Origin of the sequence: Shewanella sp. SR43-8 (genome assembly GCF_014163775.1) — a bacterium.
In the GTDB taxonomy this organism is placed as follows: domain Bacteria; phylum Pseudomonadota; class Gammaproteobacteria; order Enterobacterales; family Shewanellaceae; genus Shewanella; species Shewanella vesiculosa.
In genome coordinates this window covers 147824-173648 of sequence record NZ_JACJDX010000008.1, presented here as the reverse complement: position 1 = coordinate 173648, position 25825 = coordinate 147824, and the positions used below count along the sequence as shown (strand labels likewise).

25 protein-coding genes are annotated in these 25825 nt (G+C 41.8%); 12 read left to right on the top strand and 13 right to left on the bottom strand.

Features of this window, described 5'->3' with window-relative positions:
• Positions 1-87: 87 nt before the first annotated feature.
• The 7 genes from H5114_RS12165 to H5114_RS12135 all read right to left on the bottom strand — a co-directional run bounded on the left by H5114_RS12165 (position 88) and on the right by H5114_RS12135 (position 6569).
• Positions 88-1590 carry a methyl-accepting chemotaxis protein gene (locus H5114_RS12165; protein ID WP_182723073.1) on the bottom strand — a complete coding sequence of 501 codons (1503 nt, stop codon included), beginning with the start codon at positions 1588-1590 and terminating at the stop codon, positions 88-90.
• An 8-nt stretch (positions 1591-1598) separates the two neighbouring features.
• A complete protein-coding gene (locus tag H5114_RS12160) occupies positions 1599-2210 on the bottom strand; it encodes an SCO family protein (RefSeq protein ID WP_124017452.1) in 612 nt (203 codons plus the stop codon).
• A gap of 587 nt (positions 2211-2797) precedes the next feature.
• Positions 2798-3391, bottom strand: a complete 594-nt coding sequence (locus H5114_RS12155) for an FMN-dependent NADH-azoreductase (RefSeq protein ID WP_124017451.1) — start codon at positions 3389-3391, stop codon at positions 2798-2800.
• A 136-nt stretch (positions 3392-3527) separates the two neighbouring features.
• Positions 3528-4022: a thioesterase domain-containing protein gene (locus H5114_RS12150; protein WP_124017450.1), complete on the bottom strand. Its 495-nt coding sequence runs from the start codon at positions 4020-4022 to the stop codon at positions 3528-3530.
• 46 nt (positions 4023-4068) lie between these two features.
• A complete protein-coding gene (dtd, locus tag H5114_RS12145) occupies positions 4069-4506 on the bottom strand; it encodes a D-aminoacyl-tRNA deacylase (protein ID WP_124017449.1) in 438 nt (145 codons plus the stop codon).
• Between the two features lie 96 nt (positions 4507-4602).
• Entirely contained in the window at positions 4603-5586 is a 984-nt protein-coding gene (locus tag H5114_RS12140) for an alpha/beta fold hydrolase (protein WP_182723072.1), read from the bottom strand.
• Between the two features lie 5 nt (positions 5587-5591).
• A complete protein-coding gene (locus tag H5114_RS12135) occupies positions 5592-6569 on the bottom strand; it encodes a virulence factor BrkB family protein (protein WP_124017447.1) in 978 nt (325 codons plus the stop codon).
• A gap of 105 nt (positions 6570-6674) precedes the next feature.
• Here H5114_RS12135 and H5114_RS12130 point away from each other — a divergent pair, with 105 nt between their 5' ends.
• Complete coding sequence (locus H5114_RS12130) at positions 6675-6899, top strand: hypothetical protein (protein ID WP_011635820.1); 225 nt, start codon at positions 6675-6677, stop codon at positions 6897-6899.
• Between the two features lie 58 nt (positions 6900-6957).
• Complete coding sequence (locus tag H5114_RS12125; protein ID WP_124017446.1) at positions 6958-7605, top strand: DUF2959 domain-containing protein; 648 nt, start codon at positions 6958-6960, stop codon at positions 7603-7605.
• 114 nt (positions 7606-7719) lie between these two features.
• Here the strand turns inward: H5114_RS12125 and H5114_RS12120 are convergent, their stop codons facing one another.
• Both H5114_RS12120 and glnA read right to left on the bottom strand, forming a co-directional pair.
• A complete protein-coding gene (locus H5114_RS12120; protein WP_182723071.1) occupies positions 7720-8190 on the bottom strand; it encodes an Lrp/AsnC family transcriptional regulator in 471 nt (156 codons plus the stop codon).
• Between the two features lie 212 nt (positions 8191-8402).
• Positions 8403-9812, bottom strand: coding sequence for a glutamate--ammonia ligase (gene glnA / locus H5114_RS12115; protein ID WP_124017444.1), 1410 nt, complete (start codon positions 9810-9812; stop codon positions 8403-8405).
• Positions 9813-10292: 480 nt separating this feature from the next.
• Here glnA and typA point away from each other — a divergent pair, with 480 nt between their 5' ends.
• The 6 genes from typA to H5114_RS20645 all read left to right on the top strand — a co-directional run bounded on the left by typA (position 10293) and on the right by H5114_RS20645 (position 17466).
• Entirely contained in the window at positions 10293-12104 is a 1812-nt protein-coding gene (typA, locus tag H5114_RS12110) for a translational GTPase TypA (RefSeq protein WP_182723070.1), read from the top strand.
• 325 nt (positions 12105-12429) lie between these two features.
• Complete coding sequence (locus tag H5114_RS12105) at positions 12430-12741, top strand: pyrimidine/purine nucleoside phosphorylase (RefSeq protein ID WP_124017442.1); 312 nt, start codon at positions 12430-12432, stop codon at positions 12739-12741.
• 133 nt (positions 12742-12874) lie between these two features.
• The gene (locus H5114_RS12100) at positions 12875-13396 is read left to right on the top strand and encodes a DUF4124 domain-containing protein (protein WP_182723069.1); all 522 of its coding nucleotides are present in this window, start codon (positions 12875-12877) and stop codon (positions 13394-13396) included.
• A gap of 139 nt (positions 13397-13535) precedes the next feature.
• Positions 13536-14573, top strand: coding sequence for a nitrogen regulation protein NR(II) (glnL, locus tag H5114_RS12095; protein WP_182723068.1), 1038 nt, complete (start codon positions 13536-13538; stop codon positions 14571-14573).
• Between the two features lie 36 nt (positions 14574-14609).
• Complete coding sequence (gene glnG / locus H5114_RS12090) at positions 14610-16022, top strand: nitrogen regulation protein NR(I) (protein WP_124017439.1); 1413 nt, start codon at positions 14610-14612, stop codon at positions 16020-16022.
• 214 nt (positions 16023-16236) lie between these two features.
• Complete coding sequence (locus tag H5114_RS20645) at positions 16237-17466, top strand: sensor domain-containing diguanylate cyclase (protein ID WP_182723067.1); 1230 nt, start codon at positions 16237-16239, stop codon at positions 17464-17466.
• 94 nt (positions 17467-17560) lie between these two features.
• Here the strand turns inward: H5114_RS20645 and H5114_RS12080 are convergent, their stop codons facing one another.
• Entirely contained in the window at positions 17561-18937 is a 1377-nt protein-coding gene (locus H5114_RS12080) for a GntP family permease (protein WP_124017437.1), read from the bottom strand.
• Positions 18938-19074: 137 nt separating this feature from the next.
• On the opposite strand from H5114_RS12080, the gene H5114_RS12075 reads away from it, so the two are divergent.
• Positions 19075-19587, top strand: coding sequence for a gluconokinase (locus H5114_RS12075; protein WP_182723066.1), 513 nt, complete (start codon positions 19075-19077; stop codon positions 19585-19587).
• Positions 19588-19669: 82 nt separating this feature from the next.
• On the opposite strand, the gene H5114_RS12070 is transcribed toward H5114_RS12075, so the two are convergent.
• Together H5114_RS12070 and H5114_RS12065 are read right to left on the bottom strand one after the other, a co-directional pair.
• A complete protein-coding gene (locus tag H5114_RS12070) occupies positions 19670-20539 on the bottom strand; it encodes a cation diffusion facilitator family transporter (protein ID WP_182697718.1) in 870 nt (289 codons plus the stop codon).
• Between the two features lie 223 nt (positions 20540-20762).
• A complete protein-coding gene (locus H5114_RS12065; RefSeq protein WP_124017434.1) occupies positions 20763-21254 on the bottom strand; it encodes a Spy/CpxP family protein refolding chaperone in 492 nt (163 codons plus the stop codon).
• A 276-nt stretch (positions 21255-21530) separates the two neighbouring features.
• Here H5114_RS12065 and H5114_RS12060 point away from each other — a divergent pair, with 276 nt between their 5' ends.
• From H5114_RS12060 to H5114_RS12050, 3 genes are all read left to right on the top strand, one after another.
• The gene (locus H5114_RS12060) at positions 21531-22958 is read left to right on the top strand and encodes a thioredoxin family protein (RefSeq protein ID WP_182723065.1); all 1428 of its coding nucleotides are present in this window, start codon (positions 21531-21533) and stop codon (positions 22956-22958) included.
• Positions 22959-23074: 116 nt separating this feature from the next.
• A complete protein-coding gene (locus H5114_RS12055; protein WP_124017432.1) occupies positions 23075-23761 on the top strand; it encodes a response regulator in 687 nt (228 codons plus the stop codon).
• Positions 23761-25155 carry an ATP-binding protein gene (locus tag H5114_RS12050; protein ID WP_182723064.1) on the top strand — a complete coding sequence of 465 codons (1395 nt, stop codon included), beginning with the start codon at positions 23761-23763 and terminating at the stop codon, positions 25153-25155. Before H5114_RS12055 ends, H5114_RS12050 begins: the two co-directional genes overlap by 1 nt.
• A 277-nt stretch (positions 25156-25432) precedes the next feature.
• Here the strand turns inward: H5114_RS12050 and H5114_RS12045 are convergent, their stop codons facing one another.
• Positions 25433-25591 carry a YqaE/Pmp3 family membrane protein gene (locus tag H5114_RS12045; RefSeq protein ID WP_011635799.1) on the bottom strand — a complete coding sequence of 53 codons (159 nt, stop codon included), beginning with the start codon at positions 25589-25591 and terminating at the stop codon, positions 25433-25435.
• Positions 25592-25825 lie beyond the last annotated feature (234 nt).

The following is a 25825-nucleotide window of genomic DNA, read 5'->3' as shown; positions in this document are numbered from 1 at the left end:
AGCAAGCTGGATAAGCCCAACTTGCTGTCTGCGACAAGCAAATAATAAAACAGGCAAAAGTTATCCATTCGCCTGCTTTACTGTGGATTACACTTTATAAGCCGCTGCTTTAGCTTGATAATCTTCGGTGATTCGTTTCATCTCTACCGCTCCACCGGCCAATTTTTGCACCTGTTCCGATAGCAGCACTACCGCTTTGGCATTATCTAAAATCTCCGCACCAATTTGAGTCAGTCTGCCCGCTTGCTCTTGGGTACCATTAGCCACATTGTTACTCAAAGTCGCCACTTGGCCAATCTGACCAGAACGTTGATCTAACCCTTGGGCAATATTATTTGTATGCTGCACATTTTGGCTCGTACGCTGCCTACCTTGATCCATTGACTCAACGGTTTTTAACATGCTGACATTCAAACGACTGAGTACTTTTTCAATGCTATCGGTCGATTGACTAGTCCGTTTTGCTAGAGTACGAACTTCATCTGCCACAACCGCAAAACCTCGGCCACTCTCACCCGCTCTCGCCGCTTCAATGGCTGCGTTTAATGCCAGTAAGTTAGTCTGATCTGAAATACTGCGGATCGCCTGAAGTAAAGTGGTGATCGAAGTGACATCTTGAGTTAAATCAGTCATCGACTCGGTCACTTCAGTCATATTGGTTTCTAGCGCCTGCATGTCTTTCATGATATTTAATGCACTTTGACGATCACCAATACTTGAGGTTGCCCCCTCTCTTGCTTGATCTGCTGAAACTTGGCTATCGTGAGCCATTTGCTGAAAACTATCGATCACATGTTGAGTCGATTCAGCAATAATTCCAGCTTGAGCATTTTGCTCTTGAACCCCCTGCTGAGCTTGCTCGCTCAAGCTCATCAAATTATCTGAAGTACTGCCCATCTTGACGGCAATATCGCGATAGTCATTAAATAGCTGCGACAACTCTTCGAGCATTAAATTAAAGGATATCTCCGCTGGTGTGTCAGCAGAAGATAAGCGTATCGATAAATCTTTATTAGACGATATCTGCTCGATGGCACCGGCAATACGTTGATTGGCAATGGCATCGGTGCGCATAAAAAAGGCAATACGAATAAGAATAAAGGTTTCGGCGGCAGCAAATAATGCATGGACCAACATGATGGTCCAGTTGCAATCGCCGGCAAATATCATCACTGGAGTATCAAACAAGCTCACACCTTGCAGCTGAATATAGGTTAAGCCAATATGATGTACTGCAACGGTAAGAAGCGAGGCCAGTAAAGGCTGCCAGCGTAAGTAAATTAAAAACACCCCCATAGAAGCAAAAATATGAAAATGCATTTCAATCATGCCCATTTGGCTTTGGATCAGCAACGCCGAGACGGTCATCATGATCACCGCACCAACAATGGCAAATAACTCAGTCCCCTTTAGCAGACTATAGCTAAGCTGTACTATGACTAAAATCGCGACTGCCGAAAAGGTACTGAAAGTCAGCATTTTTGCGCCAAAGAAACCGCTAATAAACAGTAATGGTGCTTGCAACATTAAAATTTGATATATGTGTGAATCGTGTTTTTTTAACAGTTCAATTGTGTATTTATCACTCATAGACATACCTAAGTTTCAGAGGAAATAATTTGCTTAAGTTCAAGCAACATTTTTTGAGTTGAAAGCTGCTGGGACGTGTAGATCCGCTTGACCGCCCCATTAGGCGACAATAAAAACAACTTGCCGACATGATTAATGCTGGCGAGCTCAAGGTTAATATTTTCCGATAAACGTCTATCCAGTTGCTGTAAAGCATCGTCAGACAATGACGCACTCACAAAACGCGGTGAGATATCATCTATTATGCTTTTACGAACTGCCAGAGTGTCATTGTTGGGGTCAATCGTCACAAACATAAATTGCACCTCAGCTCCAGTTAACAAAGCATCCTGCTGTATGTGTTGCTCCAATTGCATCATTTGTTGGATCCGTATCGGGCAAATTTCAGAGCACGATAAAAAACCCATAAATAAATAAGTGTATCCTGCAGAAGAGGCAGGAAAGTGATGAATGTGCTTGTCAACGCCTTGCCAACTAAAGCTCAGCTGTTCGCTGTCATTGCTACTAATGCCATATGCCTGCTCATTGGCAGACCATTGGCTAACCACCATCAATATAGGCACAAGACCTAAGGTGATAAAAATCAGCACTATTGCAATCGCTACTCTTTTTAAATGCATAAGTTCATATCAATCAGCATAAAATCATTATAGTCACTATTTTATATTTGCCCATAGCGCCCTCAGGCATCATTAATAAGTGAGCCTATTACATTTTGTGCCATAGCCGCCACAATACGGTTCAAAATGAGCTTTAGGTTCATTCAATGAGTAAATTAATTTTTTAATAGTAGTATAAGTATCACAAAGGCAAATGCTCAGTAACAGAAGTAATCTAGAGTCTGTTGAGCTATGAAGGCTGTTTTAGCAACAAACTATTGGTCCATAGCTCAAACCGTGAGTGATCTAGTTTCGTTGTGTCGTTACGCTATATAAAAAAGCCAATAACGCTGTAGAAATGGCCAACAAGGTTACCAAAGGGTCGACTAAAAGTATTTTACTCATTGTTGAGCGAATTTTGCTTAGATTGCCAGGCAGCAATCGCCTCGCTTAACACGCTTTAATCTCGAAAAAATTTAACCAAAAATAGATCAACCGCCTATCAAAGGTAATAGACACAATTAGCATAAAAAAACACCTAAACCCGCAATGGGTTTAGGTGCTCTTAACTCGAAAATTGACTTAACTTAACCTGAACTCGGGTTAACTTAGAGTGTAATAGCGTCAATCGCTTTTTTAGCTTGGCTTATCCCAGCTTCTGCAGCATCTGGACCCATGTTTAATGATTCAGCATAAACGGTTTCAACATCAGTAATCCCAATAAAACCAAGTACTGTGATTAAATAAGGCACTACGTGATCTGTGGTGCCACCTTTATGAGCCCCGCCGCGGGTGGTCACTATAATGGCACGCTTACCTTCAATCAAGCCAACTGGGCCGGTATCGGTATAAGTAAAAGTCACGCCAGCACGGGCAATGAAATCGATCCAACTTTTTAACGTAGTTGGTATGCTAAAATTGTACATTGGTGCAGCAATAACAATAGTGTCATGAGCTTTAATTTCAGCCACTAATTCGTTCGATAGGGCTAATGCAGCTAATTGACGCTCAGACAAATCATCGCCACCACGAAGACCAGAAGCAATTTCACCATCTAACATTGGTACTGGTTCACTGCCTAAATCACGCACAGTAATTTGCGCACCTTTGCTGCTCCATTGTTGATTTAAATAATCAACTAATGCTGAAGATTGTGAATAACTGCCTAGAACGCTTGATTTTAAAATTAATACTTTTGCCATTGTTAAGTCTCACCCATATGTTTGTTAGGTCATATGGCTACACGCCTGACCAATTGAGCCAGTATATTAGTCTATAAAAAAGAAGAAAAGTGCATTAATTTCGCAATAACATTCGATAAAATAGAAAGATATTAACTCAATCTACACTAGATGATTGTTGTGGCAAAGACACAAACTGGCCAGTGAACGTAGCGCACATGATCTCATCGCAATACAAGGCGACCTCTAAAGTCATCTTGACGCGTCGACCTCTGGTTAATGGAGTTAAATCGGTATAAGGCCAAATCACTTTAGCATAAGGCTGTTTAGTAACAGGCTTCAAATACCTTACTTTCGCATCAGCCAAGACAATGTCGCCATGAGCTTGTGACAACTGCTGCTGTAACCACACCATTCCCCATCCAGTTAGGGTCATTAAAGTATAAATGCTGCCAGCAAACATGGTGTGATGTAAGTTAATGTTGGGCTCAATTGGTGCGGTCACCTTTAAGCTATCGCCATTGAATAATACTGGAGTAATACCCATAAATTTACTGACAGGAATAGTGTTGTGCCAAGTTTCACACAAGGTTTTAAGCAAGGCTGTGACCTTAGCGTCTGATTGTGCTTCAGTGAACGACATATCAATCATAACGGCATCCCTCCGATGGTTGATCTATGGTGACAATAGAACTGTCCTATACCTGCAGATTAAAGGTTACAGGGCCATCATTGACCAACTCGACCTGCATATCTGCACCAAATTGACCTGTCTCGGTCATAACCCCTTGTTGACGGCAATACTCCACAAAAGCCAGATAAAGACTATCTGCTTGCTCGGGTGTTGCGGCACAAGAAAAACTCGGTCTTAAACCTTTACCAGTATCTGCTGCCAAGGTAAATTGTGACACCACTAATAATTTGCCACCAACTTGAGCCAGATTTAGATTCATCTTGCCATTTTCATCACTAAACACCCGATAGTTAATGACTTTCATGGCTAATTTAGCCATTTTATCAATATTATCTTCGCGCTCCACACCGAGTAGCACTAATAAGCCTTGGTCAATTTTGCCGACTATTGCGTCGTCTACCGAGACTGATGCGCGTTTAACACGTTGAATTAATGCAATCATAACCATCCTAAAAATATTCTATTTAGCGACATTTTTTGGATAACATCATATTAAATAGAACAACATTAACAAATTATTATTAAATGAAGCTGTTTATTAGCTGAACTTAGATGCCGCGTTATCTAAACGTAAAATGGCTTGGGTAACGGCTTGAAAAACGGCTTGATCCGTTAAGGCATGATATCCCGCGCTAACATGCTGATAATCTATAGACTGATGACTACACTCTTCTAAAAACGCCGTTAATATATGTTGAGGACAAACCCAATCATATTCACCTTGGATTAATACTGTTGTGGCCTCAATAGCGCTTGCAAGTGTTTTAAATTGGCTATACACATCAAAAAAATGCTGTTGCACATAATGATGACCTATTTTCGCGCAGCTTAACGGTTGGGCGACCTCGCCCATAAACTGACTTGGCTGCGCTAATGCATATTCCCACATAAGCCAGTGTTGCACTGCATCTTCAACTACTTGTGGATTATGATGATTGAGAACAACTTGGTAAGCATTCATAAGGTGATCAATAGCAATGGCAGGACTATGTGTATTGGCCTGTGGTAAAGCCGTTGTAAGCTTGGGCTCAAGAACATCAATGAATCGTGCATATTGAGTGTTAAAAAACTGGCTTGCACCATTAGGTCCATATAACCAATTTATGCCGAGTTGAGAGGGAATAAACATTCCCCATAACACTTGAGCGATCACGCGGCTAGGATACAAACCACTGTACAACCAAGCCAATGTCGCGCCAAAAGAACCTCCTGCTAAATACCATTGCTCAACGTCAAAGGTGCACCTTAGCGTTTCAATATCAGCCACCAAATCCATTACTGTGTTGTGCAATAGACACCCAGATGGTAACGAGCGTCCCGCGCCGCGTTGGTCAACAAAATAAATATGAAACCCTGTACTAACAAATAAGCTTAGCTCACTCCGGCAACAACCTGCACCAGGGCCGCCGTGTAAATACAATAATGCGGGGCCCTTTTCGCAACCATATTCAGCAACATGTAGTTGATGACTGTTACCCACATCAACAAATTGTTGTTGAATAAATAGCGGTAATTCAGTCATCAAGATTAATACTTATCAGTTGAGGAAACCGATCCAGTAGACGGCTTATCAACTACTAAAGGATCATGCACATTGTGTAGGCTTTGCTTTTCAGTCTCTGAAAATATTTCGGCTTTAAGATCTTCTGCAATGACAGATAAGCCCTCTAAATATTCTGGTAAAGCCGCGGTAATTTCAGCACCAAGCAAAACAATAATCCACGATAAATATACCCAAACAAATAAAATAGGAATAACCGCCAGCGCCCCATATATCGCTTCGTAACTTGGAAATTGAGTCACATAAAACGCAAAGCCTTTTTTACCGGCTTCAAACAAAACGGCTGCAACAATGGCCCCTAATAAGGCATGTGAAAACTGCACTTTTTTATTCGGTACCACCATGTACAACAGTAATATTGAGGCCGCAGAAAACAGTAACGGCAGGCGTTCAACAATCCACGGCACTAATCCAGACAACTCACTGCCAGTTACCACCTCTAATGACACAACATATGAGGTTGCCACCAAACTAGCGCCAATAAGCACAGGACCTAGGGTCAATACCATCCAATACATAGAAAAAGAAACAACATATGAGCGTTTATCAGTAATTCGCCAAATATTATTGAGCGCTTTATCGATAGCGGAAATCAGCATAATAGCAACGAACACTAACGCAATAATACCGACAAAGGTGCCTTTAGATGCATTGGCAACAAACTCATTAATATAAACTTGAACCGTATCCCCTGCAGCAGGGATAAAATTATTATAAATAAACCCTTCAATGTTACCTCTAATGCCTTTAAACACCGGAAAAGCCGATAACATCGACATGGTGACGGCGATCATAGGCACCAATGACAGCAGGGTCACATAAGCTAAATGCCCTGCGCGGATATTAATTTGATCTTCTGTCAGCCGTTGTTTGAGATGGAGTAGAAACTGCCAAATCCCACTCAAAAAAGCCACAATAGGGCTGTAATTAAACTTTTTGGGCATAATAATCCTTATTTAATACCTCGTTAGTGGAGATAACATTTGTATTAAGTCACTAACTTCGTACAATGTTATAACATATTAGTCATCGAATAATGGAGCAAATTGATGTCACAACAAGGTTCGGCGGGCAATGTGCTCGCTGCTGTCGCGAGTTTGTTTTTCCCGGGTTTAGGGCAGCTTTTACAAGGGCGTATCTTAGCGGCTTTATTATTTTTCTGCATTACTGCCGTTTGCTATTTCTTTTTTGTGCTGGTGATCCCTGCAATCATTGGTGGTCTATTCCATTTGTGGAGCATCATCGACGCTGCAAAATTTAAATCAGGCAGTTAATCAAATAATTAACCTCAGCGAAGTCTTTTTCGCCTCACACAATAAAAGAGACACATTGATGAAAAAATGGATATCACTGGCACTATTAAGTAGCAGTTTACTGTTGAGCGGTTGTCAAAGCGCCTACTACGGTGCAATGGAAAAAGTCGGCTATCACAAGCGCGACATTATGGTTGATAGAGTACAAAGCGCTAAAGAGTCGCAACAAGACGCTCAAAAGGAGTTTAGTTCTGCGTTGGCAGAAATGCAGGCATTATTGGCATTTGATGGCGGTGATTTAGAAGATGCCTACAATAAAGCCAAAGATGAGTATGAGTCAGCTCAATCTGCAGCTGATGAAGTCAGCAATCGCATTGAGAAAGTCGAAGATGTCGCTGATGCATTATTTGACGAATGGCAAACTGAAATCGAAGAAATTAGCAAAGCCAGTTTACGCCGCAACAGCACCAACAAACTCAATGAGACCAAGCGTTCATATAACTCGCTGGTCAAAAGCATGCGTCGTGCCGAAGCCAAAATGCCACCCATTTTAACGGCAATGAAAGATAATATGTTGTATTTAAAACATAACCTAAACGCGCAAGCGATTGGGGCCATTAAAGGCGATTTTGCCAATTTACAAACCGACATATCCAGCCTGATTAACGACATGAACAAATCAATTGCTGAATCAAATAAGTTTATTGAGTCAATGGAGCAAGGCTAGCCATTAGCAAAAACATCAATTCAATACCCAAAAGCACTGTCTCTACATTCGTCATCTATGATGTTCTGACAGCTGCTTTGGAGATTGTTGAACTGATTGATATTCCAGGGTAGCTCAATCGATCGGCGATTCATCTACCGGTAAGGCAGTGCGGCTAAAAATTTGCTTTAGTACCACAGTGGTTTCAATGCTCGCGACAAACCTGAGGTTACCAAGAGATTTCTTGATGAAGTGCTCATAGGAAACTAAGTCTTTAGCAACTATTTTGAGCACATAATCATACGCCCCAGTCACTACTGCACACTCCATCACTTGTGGGAGTTGCGCCATAGTAGATTCAAATAATGCGGTTGATTGATCAGTATGCTCAGTTAAACGAACCGATGTATAAACCACCACATTCAAGCCTACCTTTAGCGGATCAACTTGCGCACCATAACCTAAAATAACCTTATCTTGTTCAAGCTTTTTGACTCGTCGCAAACAAGGAGTATCTGACATATTAACCTTGTCGGCCAATTCAGAAACTGCCATTCGGCCCTGACGTTGCAGTATTTCTAATAGCTTGAGGTCTTTCTTATCCATTGAACACATCGTTTTTGAGTGAGTGATTAACGGTATAAATATCACACTCTTGAGTGAAATCCTCTAAAAACTTACGTTATTCACAAAAATATCAAACAATTGCGCACTACAAAAAATAAGCCTGACAATATTGTTATTTTTTCACATAAAAAAAACCCGATAAGTGATTATCGGGTTTTGTTGACTGATTTATTGCCGAAACAATTGAGTCATTACAAGCTGTAGTACATTTCAAACTCAAGTGGATGAGTAGTACGTGCTACACGCTCAGATTCTGCTGTTTTAAGCTGAATATAAGACTGAATAAAGTCTTCGCTGAACACGCCGCCTTTAGTTAAGAACTCATGATCCGCTTGTAAATTTTCTAGTGCGTTTTCTAATGAAGTCGCAACCTGTGGAATTTCAGCCGCTTCTTCAGCAGGTAAGTCATATAGATCTTTATCCATCGCTTCGCCTGGGTGGATCTTGTTTTGAATACCGTCAAGACCAGCCATTAGCAATGCTGCAAAACCTAAATATGGGTTTGCATGTGGATCAGGGAAGCGCGCTTCGATACGACGACCTTTAGGGCTTGGTACCACTGGAATACGAATTGAAGCACTGCGGTTACGAGCAGAATACGCAAGCATGACTGGCGCTTCAAAATGTGGCACTAAACGCTTGTAAGAGTTAGTGCTTGGGTTAGTGAATGCATTCAATGCACGAGCATGCTTAATGATGCCGCCGATGTAATAAAGAGCAAGGTCACTCAAACCAGCATACTTATCACCAGCAAATAAGTTTACGCCATCTTTAGACAAAGATTGATGCACGTGCATACCACTACCGTTGTCGCCAACGATTGGTTTTGGCATAAATGTCGCCGTCTTGCCATAAGCATGAGCCATGTTATGAACGACATACTTAAGAATTTGAATTTCGTCCGCTTTTTTAGTCAATGTGTTAAAACGCGTAGCGATTTCGTTTTGACCGGCTGTTGCCACTTCATGGTGATGCGCTTCAACCACTTGACCCATTTCTTCCAGCACTAAACACATTGCTGAACGTAAGTCTTGTGAAGAGTCAACTGGTGCAACTGGGAAGTAACCACCTTTCACCATTGGACGGTGACCAGTGTTACCTTCTTCATAGCTTTTAGCTGAGTTCCATGAAGCTTCTTTAGCATCAATTTTAACAAAACAACCTGACATGTCAGTACCAAAACGGACATCGTCAAATAGGAAGAATTCAGGCTCTGGACCAATCAATACTGTATCTGCGATACCAGTAGAAATTAGATACTGCTCAGCTTTTTTTGCAATTGAACGTGGGTCACGATCATAACCTGTCATAGTACCAGGCTCTAAAATATCACAACGAATAAGTGCGGTTGTTTCTTCAGTAAAAGGATCAAGTACAAACGTTGTAGGATCAGGCATGAGTACCATGTCAGATTCATTAATGCCTTTCCAGCCTGCGATTGAAGAGCCATCAAACATTTTACCGTCTTCAAAAAATTCTTCATTTACTTGATGAGAAGGAATAGAAACGTGCTGCTCTTTACCTTTAGTGTCGGTAAAGCGTAAGTCTACAAACTTAACTTCTAACTCTACAAGTTGTTTTAAAACTGATTCAACTGACATTCTCAAGCCTCCGGTAGGGTAAAGGGTTGTCCCTTAATATAATCTTGGTATTCGCCAGATGGTGCATCTGGAAAACGAATCTGTGCATAATGGTCTGTAATAAGCGATATTCATGCCACTTCGCTAACTAATTGATTTTATTGATATGAGACTTCTATCAAATCTTCAAAAAAATAAATCTGCACCATCTTCGAGCACCACTATGTTTCATCATGGTGCAAAAGTCCATAATAGTGCACCCTGTAAATATGGCTATTTTAAACAATGTCACATTTTTGTATTACAGTATGGTTATGCTTAATATATAAACGTTTTATGCTGTTTTTTAATCCATAGCAAGCGATAGATTTACAAGTGTTCAAAAATAATCCTATCTACAAAAGCTGCTGTGAAGTAGAATGGCACGCTTTTTTACAGTAGCTATAACCTATAACTACTGTTAGATCCTTTTTTTTTATTTGCTGGTTTAGAGGTTTATCCGTGCTAGAGAATTTACGTAACATCGCCATTATTGCCCACGTTGACCATGGCAAAACAACCCTGGTTGACAAAATGTTGGCGCAGTCAGGAACCCTTGCATCTCGTGGAGAAGCTACTGAGCGGGTTATGGATTCTAACGATCTTGAAAAAGAACGTGGGATCACCATTCTGGCAAAGAACACAGCCATCCAGTGGAACGACTACCGTATTAATATCGTAGATACTCCTGGCCACGCCGATTTCGGTGGTGAAGTTGAACGTGTTCTATCTATGGTTGACTCAGTATTACTTTTGGTTGATGCAGTTGATGGTCCTATGCCACAAACTCGCTTTGTAACCAAGAAAGCATTCGCTCAAGGCCTTAAGCCAATTGTTGTTATCAACAAAATTGACCGTCCAAGTGCTCGTCCTGATTGGGTTATTGACCAAGTATTCGATTTATTCGTTAACTTAGGTGCCACTGACGAACAACTCGATTTCCCAATCGTTTATGCTTCGGCATTAAATGGTTTTGCAACCTTAGACCCAGATGTAGCGAGCGATGATATGACGCCGCTATTCCAAACTATCGTTGAGAAAGTATCTTTCCCAGATGCTGATGCAGAAGCGCCATTCCAAATGCAAATTTCTCAAATCGATTATAACTCATACGTGGGTGTTATCGGTATTGGGCGTATTACCCGTGGTAGCATTAAGACTAACCAACAAGTGACCATTATTGGCGCTGACGGTAAGACACGTAACGGTAAAATGGGCCAAGTATTAGGTTACATGGGTCTTGATCGTACTGAAGTACCAATTGCAAATGCTGGTGACATCGTTGCCATCACAGGTTTAGGCGAGCTTAAAATCTCTGACACTATCTGTGCTGTGAATGCAGTAGAAGCAATGCCACCGTTAACTGTTGATGAACCAACACTAACGATGACATTCCAAGTAAACACTTCTCCGTTCGCGGGTAAAGAAGGTAAGTACGTTACTTCACGTAACATTCTTGAACGTTTACAGACTGAATTAGTTCACAACGTAGCACTACGCGTTGAAGAAACAGAAAGTCCAGACCGTTTCCGCGTTTCAGGTCGTGGTGAATTACACTTATCGATTCTAATTGAAAACATGCGTCGTGAAGGTTATGAATTAGCTGTATCGCGTCCAGAAGTTATTCTAAAAACAATCGATGGTGAGTTATGTGAACCATACGAAACAGTTACTGTTGATGTTGAAGAAGATCATCAAGGTACCGTAATTGAAAAATTAGGTGTTCGTAAAGGCGAAATGAAAGACATGCAGCTTGATGGTAAAGGTCGTGTACGTATCGACTTCGTTATCCCAAGCCGTGGCTTAATTGGTTTCCAAACCGAATTCTTAACTGCAACATCTGGTACTGGTCTAATTTATCATTCATTTGATCATTACGGTCCACACAAAGGTGGCGATATTGGTCAACGCGCTAACGGCGTATTGATTTCAAACGCAACAGGTAAGGCACTAACATTCGCCTTATTCGCATTACAAGACCGTGGTCGTATGTTTATTGGTCACGCTGCTGAAGTGTATGAAGGTCAAGTAGTGGGTATTCATGCTCGCTCTAACGATTTGACAGTAAACTGTTTGAAAGGTAAGCAGCTAACTAACATGCGCGCATCAGGTACTGATGAAGCACAAGTATTGACGACTCCTATTACACTGACACTTGAGCAAGCTCTTGAATTCATCGATGATGATGAATTAGTTGAAGTAACTCCTAAGAACATCCGTGTTCGTAAGAGATTCTTAACTGAAAACGAGCGTAAGCGTAATAACCGCAGTTAATTACCATTAATGAGTGGCAACACTCATTAAGACCTAAAAAGCCCAGATGCCTGCATCTGGGCTTTTTGTTGTCTGGTCTCTACAGGCAGCCTAGGACGCTGCGCTGCTAGTACGCTTCGCGGCTAGAGGCTATAAAGTCAACAGCTTAACAGCGAAGCAACTCTAGCAGTGACGAAGTCACGCCCTAGCAGCGAAGCGACTCTAGCAGGACGTAGTCACGCCCTAGCAGCGAAGCGATGCTAATGATACAAGATGAAAACATTTAACTAGATATTTTACGTAAACGCAGATAGATTCGACTCAAGATGATTTTTAAGGAGAATATATGAGTATGTTGCAACAGGTAAGCGTCGCTAAAAAAGCCAATGTGTATTTTAACGGTAAAGTGATTAGTAGAAGTGTGGTGTTGGCTGATGACAGTAAACAAACTTTAGGTGTTGTGTTGCCTGGTGAATATGAATTTGCTACTGCTCAAGGTGAAATAATGCAGGTCATCTCAGGCGAATTTGAGGTGTTATTGCCTGGTCAAACTGAATGGGCAGTCTATGCTACAGGTACTCACTTTCAGCTTGCACCAAATGTGAGCTTTAGTATCCGTACGGCACAAATTTCAGAGTACTGCTGCCAATATATATAGGGTTATTGCACCTTAATAAACAATATTGATTTAATAGTGCCCGCTTACATTCAGCTTAAACAACACAGTTTAAGCTGATTTTTTTTATAAAAACGTCTACTCTAATTGAAACTATCGTTTTATGGAGTGCATTATGCGTATTCTCATCCTTATTGGTTTATTATTAAGCGCGCAAAGCCTCGCAACCGTTTACCGCTGGGTCGATGAAAAAGGTAAAGTGCATTACTCAGATGAAGCGAAAAAGAATGCTGAAGCTGTTGATCTAAAAGAAAATACGCAGAATAATATAACCATTAACACTCCCACCAAAATCAACACCACTGAGCCAAAAGAAGCCCCAATTAGCTACTCAATCTCAATCACCTCTCCTCAAGAAGAGGCAACGATTCGAGATAATAACGGCGCGTTCACTGTATCAGTAAGTGTCTCTCCGGAACTGCCTCGCGGTGTGATGATGACATTATTGGTTGATGGTATTGTCACTGCACCACCTCAAGCATCAAATATATTTACATTAACCGGCATTAACCGAGGTGAACACTCACTGGTTGTTAATGCTGTAACACAAAACGGCAAAGTCCTTGCATCAAGCTCTCCTAGAAAGATATTTCTTCACCAAGCATCTGTATTTGGACCCGCAAGAAAGTCCAAGTAAATAAGATAAAAATCAGTTTATTCATTAACTTAAAAAAATATGTGTGACTACTTATCTTAGTGAGAGCTTGTGTGTTTCGGGTTGCGAATTGCACCAATTCGGTGCAATATGATAGTGCAACCCTATACTAGGACGGCTAATGGACACAAATAACCTGCTCAATCACTTAGTTACCGCTGTGCTGGTTATTAATAATCAGCTCAAGCCATATTATGCCAATGCTGCTGCTGAACAATTATTGGGGGTCGGTAACCACAAGCTATTAGAACAAACGCTTCCTGAACTTTATCAGCTTATGGGAGTTGAGCCACAGTTATTGCGCGATGCCGTTAATGCCGGCCAAGGGCTCACCATTAATACTGCCGTATTGATTACCCTTGATGGTCAGCATCACACTGTTGATATTACCTTGATGCCAATTGAAAATGATAATAACCTCAGCATCTTAGAACTGCGTCAAGTGGATCAACAGCGGCGTATTCATCAACAGCTGAATATGGACGCGCAACAGCAAGCTGCACAGTTTTTGGTCCGTAACTTAGCTCATGAAATTAAAAACCCACTGGGCGGCCTTCGTGGTGCGGCACAGTTATTGTCTCGAGAACTAACTTCACCTGATTTAAAAGAATTTACCACCTTAATCATCGAACAAGCAGATAGGTTGCGTAATCTAGTAGACCGCTTACTTGGCCCGCAACGTCCGACACAACATACACAACAAAGTATTCATCAAGTCATTGAAAAAGTGCTTAAACTAATTGAAATGGCGCTACCAGACAATATCCATTTAAAACGAGATTACGACCCGTCCATTCCAGACATTGAAATGGACTCAGATCAAATGCAACAAGCTGTATTGAATATTGTCCAAAATGCCATTCAGGCTTTAGAGCATTGTGGCGGAGATATTGTTATCCGCACTCGCACCCAGCATCAGGTCACGATTGGAACCCACCGCTATAAAGTGGTACTTGCATTGTCGATTATTGATAACGGCCCAGGTATTCCATCTGAACTATTGGATACCCTTTTTTACCCTATGGTTACCGGTCGTGATGAAGGGTCTGGATTAGGTTTATCCATTGCACACAACATTGCCCGATTACACCGCGGTCGCATCGATTGTATTTCGGTTCCAGGTCATACCGAATTTATTATTAATCTGCCATTACAATAACAAGCATGCCCTATGTAGGCAGAATGAGGTAGTAACATGAACATTAGTGAACAAGTTTGGATCCTCGATGATGATAGTTCGATCCGTTGGGTACTCGAAAAAGCTCTTAAAGGCGCATCACTGTCAACAGCCAGCTTTGCTGCTGCAGAATCTTTATGGCAAGCCTTAGAGGCATCTCAACCACAAGTCATAGTGTCAGACATCCGCATGCCAGGAACTGATGGGTTAACCTTACTGGATCGCTTACAGCTGCATTATCCGCATATTCCAGTGATCATCATGACAGCTCACTCTGACTTAGACAGTGCGGTGAGCGCATATCAAGCAGGTGCATTTGAATACTTGCCCAAACCGTTTGATATCGACGAGGCGATTAATTTAGTAGAACGCGCACTGACTCATGCCACAGAGCAAACACCTCAACCGGTGATAGATACTTCGATTAAAACCCCTGAAATTATTGGTGAAGCACCAGCGATGCAGGAAGTTTTTCGGGCCATAGGTCGCTTATCTCGTTCGTCAATTAGTGTATTGATCAATGGTCAATCAGGTACAGGTAAAGAACTCGTTGCCGGGGCATTGCACAAACACAGCCCGCGTAAGGAAAAACCCTTTATTGCGCTTAATATGGCTGCCATCCCAAAAGATTTGATTGAATCAGAACTCTTCGGTCACGAAAAAGGAGCATTTACAGGTGCCGCGAATGTGCGCCAAGGTCGTTTTGAGCAAGCCAATGGCGGTACCTTATTTTTAGATGAAATTGGTGATATGCCAATCGATGTGCAAACTCGGTTATTACGAGTACTTGCTGATGGACAATTCTATCGTGTTGGCGGCCATCAAGCTGTGCAAGTGGACGTTCGCATTATTGCTGCAACCCACCAAAATCTTGAAGTATTGGTACAAAAAGGCACCTTCCGTGAAGATTTATTTCATCGTCTCAATGTGATTCGAGTTCACCTACCGCCATTATCACAGCGTCGTGAAGACATTGCCCAGCTCGCTAATCATTTTTTAACCACAGCAGCAAAAGAAATTGGCGTAGAGCCCAAAATATTAACCAAAGCCACCGCAGTAAAACTGGCTAATTTACCTTGGCCAGGCAATGTGCGACAACTGGAAAATACGTGTCGATGGTTAACTGTAATGGCTTCTGGACAAGAAATATTACCACAGGATTTACCACCAGAATTACTCAAAGATCCGGTTAGCAGCCAACAGAAAACAGCTGGAGCAAGTGATTGGCAAACCGCGTTAACAGATTGGATTGATGAAAAGCTTGCTGCGGGTGAAAGTGATTTATTAACTGAAGTTCAGCCTGAATTTGAGCGTATCTTACTTGAAACAGCGTTAAGACATACTCAAGGCCATAAACAAGAAGCCGCTAAACGCCTCGGCTGGGGAAGAAATACTCTGACACGTAAATTAAAAGAGCTATCAATGGACTAAAAGCAGAACTACACAATATAGCCATAATGATGTTATAACATTGTTAAGCTTATTGCTGTGGCAGCACTATTTTTGTCTAATTCTAATATAAAACATGATCTCAAATAGTCGACGTTACCGCATTTACACATGGCATTGACTTGGCTGCAGAAGCAATAGTATACGTACCATGAAAATTGCGGCCTAAAATGTAATATTCAACTAAGGACAGATTGTGAATTCTGATGCTCCTTTTGGTGTGGTTATTCATCAAGACTTTATACCACTGTATGCAGATGATAGTTATGCAAAAATCTTCGGTTATCAAACCGCTAAAGAAATCTTAGCGCTGAAAAGTATTTTAGAGTTAATCGATCCTGAACTACAGGATCTCGCGGCACACACTTACTATGCATTAATGAGTGGAATCGAAAAGCCTCAGGTGCGAAATTATATTAATCGTAACCGTCTTGGTATGACGATTAATGTATTAGCCATTGAACACCTTGTCGAATGGCAAGGTCGAACAGCACTGCAAATAACAATTGTTGATTTAACCGAAGTCACCGCACTCAAACAAGCTGTTGTACAAAGTGAGCATCGCTATCAACAGTTAGCTAATGGATCGGTGCAAGGTGTTTTGGTGCATCGCAACTTTAGCCCGCTATATTGTAATGAAACACTCGCGACCCTACTTGGTTACCCTAATCGCCAAAGTATTATGTCACTCAAATCGATTATGGGTATCATTGAACCTAGTTATCAAGCACAGCGAATAGAGGCTAACAATGCATTGCTAGCCAATACCATTACACCTCAGACTGTCGATATCCAGTGCTTGCATTCAAGTGGTCGTCTCATATGGGTAAAAATACTGGAGACTGTTATCAGTTGGGAGGGACAACCCGCCATTCAAATGACCATGATCGATATTACTGAATCTTATTTGCTAAAGGACTTACTCAATAAGGAAATCTATATTGATTACCTTACCAAGGTACTGAATCGACGAGGGCTATTGCATTTTAGTCAGCGATTAATAACCGATACTAATCTTAAGCGTGAGCACCTTTATTGTTTATTGATCGGCGTAGACGATTTAAAGCAAATTAATCATTTATTTGGCCATAAAATGGGTGATAAAGCCTTAGTTAATTTTGCTCAACATTGCCAAAACAATCTAGGTGAAGTCGACTTAATCGCTCGTTGGAGTGGTGATGAGTTTATTGCCATCATCCAAGCTAATAGCAAAAAGATAGTCTTAAATATTGCCGAGAATATTCGCCATAGCAATGATGATACATCGCTAATAGAACCAGAAACCAATAAGCCTATTCGTTTTAGCGCCAGTGTTGGCGTGTCGAACTGGCAAGCCGATGATACTATCGACAGTTTTATTTTGCGGGCAGATTCAGCATTAGAGCAAGCTCGATCCCAAATCACTAATCAACTTGTTTTTACATAATATAAAGGCGATCAACACACTATATTACATGAACAAAAAGCCGCTACTGCGGCTTTTTAGTATCGAAAATATCAACCCCATCACTGGCTGATATTTACAACAGTATGCTTAGTGAACCCACAATGATAAAGGCAATAGTACCCAGTAGGGTTTCCATAACGGTCCAGGTTTTTAAGGTGGTTTTTTCATCCATTCCCATTAAACGTCCAACCAACCAAAAACCGGAATCATTAAAGTGTGATAACACAGTTGAACCACCTGCAATGGCAATAACAATAAAACATAAATCCAAAGCACTTAATCCAGCGGTTGCCGCTACCATAGGCGCAATTAACGCCGCTGTTGTGGTTAATGCGACGGTTGCCGACCCTTGTGCCACCCGAAGACAGGTGGCAATGACAAATGCCGCAACGATTAGTGGCATACCTGTATGTGACAATGCATCCGCTAATGCCTGACCAATTCCACTTGCACGTAATACGCCACCAAACATGCCACCGGCACCCGTCACTAATATAACCGCACAAATAGGCCCTAATGAGTCACCACACAATTTCTCGAGCTGTTGCATACCATAGTCTTTGGCAAATACCACTAAACATACTAATAAGGTAATCAGTAATGCAATTGGCGTCTTACCCAGCATTCGCAGTAATTCTACTAATGGTGACTTACCATCGATAACGCCAGCAACGGCTAAGGTGTTTAGCCCAGTGTCCATAAAAATGAGTATCACAGGTAACAGCAAAATCGACATTACCGTGGCAAAGTTCGGGATCTTATCGACATCGATAATCGGAGCTGTACTGAGGAACACTTTTGACACGGGAATATCAAATTTTTTACCCGCATATAACCCAAATAAATAAGCACCAATATACCAAGTGGGGATCGCCACCATCATGCCAACAAAGAGTAATAAACCAATGTTAGCGCCGAGTAAATCCGCAGCCGCTACCGGTCCAGGGTGTGGAGGAACAAACGCATGCATCACGGCAAATGCACCGGCAGACGGTAAAGCATACTTAAGAGGTGAATCGCCAAAGCGTTTAGCAACACTAAAAATAATCGGCATCATCACAATTAGGCCGGCATCAAAAAATATTGGGAAACCAAATAATAACGAAGCAATACCTAAGGCTAATGGGGCTTTTTCTTCACCAAAACGGCAAATTAAACTATCAGCAAGCACTTTCGCACCGCCAGTTACCTCCAAAATCTTCCCTATCATAGCGCCAAGACCAACAAGCAAGGCAACAGAAGCTAAAGTGCCACCAAAACCCGCCATCATTGTTGGCACAACTTGATCACTATTAATACCACTGGCCAGTGCTGTTGCCACACACACCAATGTTAATGACACAAAAGCGTGCAGTTTCATTTTAATAATCAGTATTAATAACGCGATAATGGCTAGCGCAGCGATCATCAGCAAGTAAGTCGGGTCTGCGGTTGGTACTATTGTGTCCATACTATATTCCAAAGAGATTAATGAGAGTGCTAATTCGAATTCACAAACCTCAATGAGATCAGTAAACTCAAGGCATAAACTGAGCTGAAAAAATAAGCCTTTAATTATATAAGCTTATATTAAGGAATGGTAAGAAAATGACAGGGAAATGCATTATTGTAATGGGTGTGTGCGCATGTGGTAAAAGCAGCGTAGGCGAACTGTTAGCAAAAGTGATGAATGCCACTTTTGTAGACGGTGATGATCTGCATCCGCAAGCCAACATAGAAAAAATGGCTCGAGGAGAACCCCTAAATGATGCCGATAGGGCACCTTGGTTATCACGTATTCGAGATTTGGCTTTCGAATTTGAAACCCAACATAAAACGGTGATCATTGGCTGTTCAGCACTCAAACAATCTTATCGAGATCAAATCCGTAAAGGTAATCAACAGGTCGGATTTTTATATTTAAAGGGTAGCTATGAACTGATTTTGGCGCGGATAATGGCAAGAAAAGGCCACTTTATGAAACAGAACATGGTCGATAGTCAGTTTGCCACATTAGAAGAACCCACTAATGAACCATTAGTGGTAACCGTCGATATTGATGCCAGTATTACAGAAATAGTGCAGCAAGCTTTAGCACAATTTCGTGATCAGGGATTCTAAGCTAACACGTCTGAACGCTAACCTGTGCCAGCTTAAACACAAATATTGTTGAGCTGGCATTGATTGCGATTCTCTAATCTCTCTACACCGGATCTTGGTGAATAATCACCTCTGCATCATCAAACGCCGCTTTAATCGTCAAGCCTGCTTTATCTGCTATTTCATGGGCATCATGCAATGATAAGTTACCCGCTAATTCCATGTGCAACTGAATAAAGGTCGTTTTCCCAGCCTGGCGAGTACGTAAATCATGAATGCCTTGGACGCGAGGATCTTGCTTAGCTAAGGCTTTAATTTTATCACGAGTCTCAGTGTCTAATTCGCGATCAAGCAAGCTTTGAACTGAACGATAACCTAACCCAAGCGCTTGATTGCCGATAAAAAATGCAATGAACACCGCAAACAAACCATCGGCCCACCACCAGCCATATTGCGCCAATATTAGGGCGAACAACACAGCCGCATTCAATAATAAGTCCGACTTATAATGCAATGAATCAGCTTCAACTAACGAGCTCTTAGTTTTTTTCAAAGCATGTCGTTGCAACAAAACAAGGGCAAATGTCATGACTATCGCAATAATAGTCACCACGATACCACTCATGGCATTGGTAACTGGTACTGGATGAATTAACTTTTCGCCGCCATACAATAATAACAACGACGCCGAACCTAAAATAAACGCAGCTTGCGCCAAACTCGCTAATGGCTCAGCTTTTCCGTGACCATATCGGTGATCTTTGTCCGCAGGAACAATGGCATATCGAATGGCAATAAAATTAACTATCGACGCGAGTGCATCAGCAAATGAATCCGTTAATGACCCCAACATACTGGCAGAGCCTGAATACAACCAAGCCAATAATTTGATCACGATAAGGCACAGTGCTGTAGCGACTGAAGCGCGGCTCGCTAATTTGACCCAAAAGTCATATTCAGATGATGTACTCATAAAGACGTTGTCGACTCTTTTTACAGATAATTTAACAGACCTTACTATAGCAAGTTAGCTGGCTGTTTTGGGTAATGTTTCATTAAATAATCTTAAATTGCACCAAGACCTTATATAAAGTCGCAACGGAGACAATGCCACTTCATATAGGCATTAACTAAAAAGCCATTACCCAAAGGTAATGGCGATTATGTTGCTTTAACCATGCTGAGCTAGCAACTGATTAACGACGTGGCTTGTGGCCTTTACCTTGTTGAAAGTTATCTTGAAACATTTGTTGCTGTTCAGGGGTCAATAGTTGATAAATTTCATTCTGCATTTTTAAGTGGTTCAACATTTTTTGCATGTGTTGCTGTTGCTTTGCTTGGGCCATTTCAGTGGCTTTCGCTTCATCAAAACCAGCGGTAGTGATTAACGCTAGCATGTCAGCTCGGTGCGCAGCTCGCTGTTCTTTCGTTGGGCGCTCAGGACGATTACCTTGATATTTATTTAACACGGCTTTGACATCAGCTCGCTGTGAATCCGTTAAATCTAACATGCGTAGCATTTTATGCATGCCACCCTTATGACCATGATATCGGTCACCTTTAGCGGCGACATTTTCTGTCTTTACCGTGTTATCAGTAGTCTCTGCCGCATATAACTGGCTGGCTAAGAACGCTGAACTTGCCACTAAGGCCACTAAACTCGTTTTGATGATTGATGATGTTTTCATTGTTAAGTTCCTCGGTATGTATGGGATTTATTGTCTGCCTCAGCAGATTTGATACTCAGTTTACCGAATGCAATGTCAATGAGGGTTAAGACAGAGTAAACCTATGTAAAGAAGGTTTTTCATAGCACTTTAGCGCCAGTAATTCATGATCAAGTTGGCATATTGAATGATAAAAACCCCAGTAATGCGAGCCAGTTAACGTAATTCAGACTTGATCCTTACAGTAATCATATTAGGGCATAAAATCTAACTATTAGCGCTTTAATGGAATAAATTATGAACCGATTGATTGGCCAATTACTGTTACTTCTTTGTGTATTGATATTAGCTCCAAGCTCAATAGCCAGTACCGTGGCCTCAACAGACGACTCAATTTGGTATACTCAGCAAAACCAGCAGCTAGTGGTAAAGCTGCATTTCTTTTGGTCGAAAACCTGCCCTCATTGTCGTGAAGCCCATCCTTTTATTGATGCTCTAGGCGAACGTTTTGACTGGATCGAATTACACGACTACGTCATTAGTGAACCCGGCAATGTTGATAAACTCATGGAAATGGGCCAAAAAACAGGTGTTGAACCCAAATCGGTGCCCTACTTTGCTATTTGTGGTGAGGCCGTAGTGGGTTATAACAGCCATGAGGTGACTGGACGTTTCATTCTAGAGCGCTTGGTTAACTGCTACCAACGCCAAGGTGGTAAAGCAGACATTGGTGATAAGCTTGATGATTTCCTCGGAGCTGCGCCAGTTGCAAGCGCACCACTGTTTGAAACCTGTAGTGACAATAGCGACGATCCACAAGCCGAAGGCTCATGTGGTATGTCATTTGACCAAGCCAGCGACATAGCCCCTGCGCCAACGGTTCAGCCTGTCGACATTCCACTCATTGGCGCTGTACATCCAGAAGAAATGTCATTGCCGGTTCTAACCCTAGTGTTAGCAGGTGTTGATGCCTTTAACCCGTGCGCCTTTTTCGTGCTGCTATTTTTACTGAGCATTATGGTGAATGCAGGCAGCCGCAAACGTATGCTGTTGGTGGGCGGTATTTTTGTATTTTTCTCCGGTCTTATCTACTTCGTATTTATGAGCGCTTGGCTTAACTTATTCCAAGTACTCGGCGGCGGTGATGGCGGTATCATTATCACTTGTGCGGGGGTATTGGCGTTGATAGCAGCAATCGTCAATATAAAAGATTACTTTTATGGCCGAGGCGACGTTAGCTTATCCATGTCAGTGGAAAACCGTGGTTCGCTTATTAAGCGTATGGGGAAATTATCTAAGGCCAGTTCATTACCAACAATGATTTTAGGTTCAACTATTTTGGCAATTTTAGCTAATACCTACGAGCTGCTCTGCACCGCAGGCTTTCCAATGATTTACACCTCAGTGTTGTCATTATCAGATCTCGATACCATGCAACGTTACTTATACCTCATCGCTTATAATGTGGTTTACGTTATACCACTGGCCGCTATTGTGATTGTCTTCTCAATGACATTAGGTAAACGCAAACTCACCGAAAAAGAGGGTGAAGTGCTTAAACTGATGTCAGGCATAATGATGTTAGGTTTAGGCAGCATGTTAGTGTTTAATCCTAATGCTCTACAAAATGCGGTCTTCTCGGTCGGCCTGATCCTCGGCTCAATTATATTGACCTTTATCATTGCCAGAATTAAACGCTACATAGTGCAAAATAAAGCGGGGTAAATGTAAAACTGTGCAATGTTGATATGATTTAATCTTGGCATGAGATAAGCTCAATTGATCGAAAAATCTGTATGTTAACGTCAACATACAGATTTTCTTTGTGCCAGAGGACAGTTATGAATCGCATTTTACTTATCGACGATGATATTGGTTTATCCGATCTACTCAGTCAATTACTTGAGTTAGAAGGATTTGCACTAAGCCAAGCTTACGATGGTGAGCAAGGGCTGATGATGGCACAACAGCAAGACTTCGATTTAATCCTTCTTGACGTTATGCTACCCAAGCTTAATGGCTTTGAAGTATTGCGGGCTTTACGGCAGCGCAAACAAACTCCAGTATTGATGCTCACCGCCCGCGGTGATGAAATCGATCGGGTTGTCGGTCTTGAAATCGGCGCCGATGACTACTTACCAAAACCGTTTAATGATCGCGAATTAGTCGCTCGAATTCGTGCCATATTACGGCGTGCACAAACCACCCAACAAGATAGCCAAGCCCATGAAATGATGCAGTTTGGTGATTTACGACTCGATCCGACCCGCCAAGAAACCTATTGCAATGAGCAACTGATTATCCTTACTGGTACCGAATTTTCCTTGCTGTTCAATTTAGTTGAAAAATCTGGCGAACTGGTGACCAAAGACTCGTTAAGCGAAAATGTATTAGGCAAAAAATTAATGCCATTTGACCGTAGCTTAGATATGCATTTATCTAACTTACGTAAAAAATTACCTGAACGCCAAGACGGCCGCCCACGAGTTAAAACCCTCCGCGGTAAAGGCTATATTTGGATACCGTAATGCTGAAAAACAATCCATTTAATCGGCTGTTTTTTAAATTATTGCTCGGCTTTTGGCTATGCAGTTCGTTAATTATTGCTCTAGTGTCGTTATTGCCGCTATTACAGCAAAGCCATGATCGCTCACCTTTACCACCTAGCTTAGAGCAGGTGCTAAAAAACATCGCCGAACGAATACAACAGCAACCACAGTTACTCGAAGGCAAAAGCCTCCAACGTCTGCATCGTAGTCGCAATAAGGATGGAAGCCGCAACCATGGTCCTATGCGGGTATATTTAACCGACGGCGAAGGACAAGTATTAAATACTCAACGAGTATCACGCGAATTTAGACGTTTTCAGTTGATGGCCGAAGAGGCAGATCAGCCCATTAGCCACCAATTTAGAGATGAATTTATTTTTGGCCCCTATTCTTTTGAGGTCAATGATAAAGCCTATCAGTTATTTGGCCGTTTACCCGATAGTCATCCTCGGCCATGGTTTTTATTCTTTGCCGATAATAAATTACTCACAGCAGGCTTAGCCATTTTATTATCCGGGCTATTATGTGGTTTGCTGGCGTGGTATTTAGGTAAACCATTACGCTCGCTTAAACACAGTGCTAACGCCCTCGCAAGAGGTGATTTATCGAGCCGAGTTGATGCAGCCACAGCGAGTAGACGTGATGAAATGGGCCAGTTAGCCCAAGCGTTCAATGGCATGGCTGACGCAGTACAAACCATGATTAACAATCAGCAACGATTAATGGGTGATATTTCTCACGAACTGCGCACGCCGCTCACTAGACTGCAATTAGCCTTGGCCCTCGGCCGTAAAAAAGGTCAGCAAAGTGAAGAACTAGAACGTATTGGCTATGAAGCTTTACAGCTTGAAGCATTAATCAGTGAGTTACTTACCCTATCTCGGGTTAGCTTGGCAAGCCATGAAAATAAAATCGAGCTCGAATTAGCCGAGTCATTAAGCCAAGTGTTAGATGACGCTGAATTTGAAGCGGAGCAGCAAGGAAAGCTATTACAAATTGATATACCAGAGGCACTGCAATTACCTCTTCACCCAAAGACACTCTCGCGCGCCATAGAAAATCTGCTGCGTAATGCAATTTGCTATGCCAACAGTCAAATAACCATCAGTGCGGTCCAGGCGGGTAAACATATACTCATTACAGTCGAAGATGACGGTCCTGGTATCGACCCCAAAGAGCTTGAAGCTATTTTTAAACCTTTCTATCGCCCAGATACCGCAAGAGACAGAAAAAGTGGCGGTTGGGGATTAGGCTTGGCAATCACCCAAGCTGCCATTACGCTACATCAGGGCAGCATAGTGGCAGAAAATCTGATTGGCCCGACGGGCAAGCGCCAAGGCCTTAAACTGAGTATCAGTTTACCGGTAAATTAGGCTAGCTAATAAAGGCAACAACTTCACCTGTGCATGCTTATCGTCCTGAATAATGGCATTATCTAAAACCCCTGCACACGCAGGGAACAAGCAAACATCAATAACAGCTCAGTTTCATAAACCGACACAGCTAAATTAAGTTGTAAACATTTAATAGAAAAGCAATTCAACGATAAGCATGTATTTAGGTAAAAATTACCCTTAACTGGCAACATTTTCCGATTAATGTAAGCAGCCTGAGCCGCTTAACCTTTAGGCATACTTATCTTGACCGCTACTAACGTTTAGCAATCACCCATACTGCGTGAACTATCCCTGGAATGTAGCCTAGCAAGGTTAAAATTATGTTTAATAATAAGGTTTTACTTAGCCCTACTTGTAGAAAAACCCCAAGTGGCGGCAGTAAAATTGCGATTAAAATACGTAATAAATCCATGATATTCTCCATTTTGAATGACTGAGGTTAGCGGTTCCCCCCAGCGTGTATTAACTAACTTGCATTGATGGTCATAAAGTACAACGCAATTACCAGACCACTATTGCAAGTGTTGCTATTATTACCCTTAATGAGCATCATTTTTTAAGCAACGACAACACCGCATATATTGACTTATTAGTATGCCTTTAGTAGAAAAAAGCCCTTTTTGCATGCTGCAAAAACATTAGCGGA

Excerpts from the sequence above, each read along its gene's own strand:
- H5114_RS12165 (WP_182723073.1), bottom strand. The coding sequence starts at position 1,590 with ATGAGTGATAAATACACAATTGAACTGTTAAAAAAACACGATTCACAC.
- H5114_RS12160 (WP_124017452.1), bottom strand. The coding sequence starts at position 2,210 with ATGCATTTAAAAAGAGTAGCGATTGCAATAGTGCTGATTTTTATCACC.
- H5114_RS12155 (WP_124017451.1), bottom strand. The coding sequence starts at position 3,391 with ATGGCAAAAGTATTAATTTTAAAATCAAGCGTTCTAGGCAGTTATTCA.
- H5114_RS12150 (WP_124017450.1), bottom strand. The coding sequence starts at position 4,022 with ATGATTGATATGTCGTTCACTGAAGCACAATCAGACGCTAAGGTCACA.
- dtd (WP_124017449.1), bottom strand. The coding sequence starts at position 4,506 with ATGATTGCATTAATTCAACGTGTTAAACGCGCATCAGTCTCGGTAGAC.
- H5114_RS12140 (WP_182723072.1), bottom strand. The coding sequence starts at position 5,586 with ATGACTGAATTACCGCTATTTATTCAACAACAATTTGTTGATGTGGGT.
- H5114_RS12135 (WP_124017447.1), bottom strand. The coding sequence starts at position 6,569 with ATGCCCAAAAAGTTTAATTACAGCCCTATTGTGGCTTTTTTGAGTGGG.
- H5114_RS12130 (WP_011635820.1), top strand. The coding sequence starts at position 6,675 with ATGTCACAACAAGGTTCGGCGGGCAATGTGCTCGCTGCTGTCGCGAGT.
- H5114_RS12125 (WP_124017446.1), top strand. The coding sequence starts at position 6,958 with ATGAAAAAATGGATATCACTGGCACTATTAAGTAGCAGTTTACTGTTG.
- H5114_RS12120 (WP_182723071.1), bottom strand. The coding sequence starts at position 8,190 with ATGGATAAGAAAGACCTCAAGCTATTAGAAATACTGCAACGTCAGGGC.
- glnA (WP_124017444.1), bottom strand. The coding sequence starts at position 9,812 with ATGTCAGTTGAATCAGTTTTAAAACAACTTGTAGAGTTAGAAGTTAAG.
- H5114_RS12105 (WP_124017442.1), top strand. The coding sequence starts at position 12,430 with ATGAGTATGTTGCAACAGGTAAGCGTCGCTAAAAAAGCCAATGTGTAT.
- H5114_RS12100 (WP_182723069.1), top strand. The coding sequence starts at position 12,875 with ATGCGTATTCTCATCCTTATTGGTTTATTATTAAGCGCGCAAAGCCTC.
- glnL (WP_182723068.1), top strand. The coding sequence starts at position 13,536 with ATGGACACAAATAACCTGCTCAATCACTTAGTTACCGCTGTGCTGGTT.
- glnG (WP_124017439.1), top strand. The coding sequence starts at position 14,610 with ATGAACATTAGTGAACAAGTTTGGATCCTCGATGATGATAGTTCGATC.
- H5114_RS12080 (WP_124017437.1), bottom strand. The coding sequence starts at position 18,937 with ATGGACACAATAGTACCAACCGCAGACCCGACTTACTTGCTGATGATC.
- H5114_RS12075 (WP_182723066.1), top strand. The coding sequence starts at position 19,075 with ATGACAGGGAAATGCATTATTGTAATGGGTGTGTGCGCATGTGGTAAA.
- H5114_RS12070 (WP_182697718.1), bottom strand. The coding sequence starts at position 20,539 with ATGAGTACATCATCTGAATATGACTTTTGGGTCAAATTAGCGAGCCGC.
- H5114_RS12065 (WP_124017434.1), bottom strand. The coding sequence starts at position 21,254 with ATGAAAACATCATCAATCATCAAAACGAGTTTAGTGGCCTTAGTGGCA.
- H5114_RS12060 (WP_182723065.1), top strand. The coding sequence starts at position 21,531 with ATGAACCGATTGATTGGCCAATTACTGTTACTTCTTTGTGTATTGATA.
- H5114_RS12055 (WP_124017432.1), top strand. The coding sequence starts at position 23,075 with ATGAATCGCATTTTACTTATCGACGATGATATTGGTTTATCCGATCTA.
- H5114_RS12050 (WP_182723064.1), top strand. The coding sequence starts at position 23,761 with ATGCTGAAAAACAATCCATTTAATCGGCTGTTTTTTAAATTATTGCTC.
- H5114_RS12045 (WP_011635799.1), bottom strand. The coding sequence starts at position 25,591 with ATGGATTTATTACGTATTTTAATCGCAATTTTACTGCCGCCACTTGGG.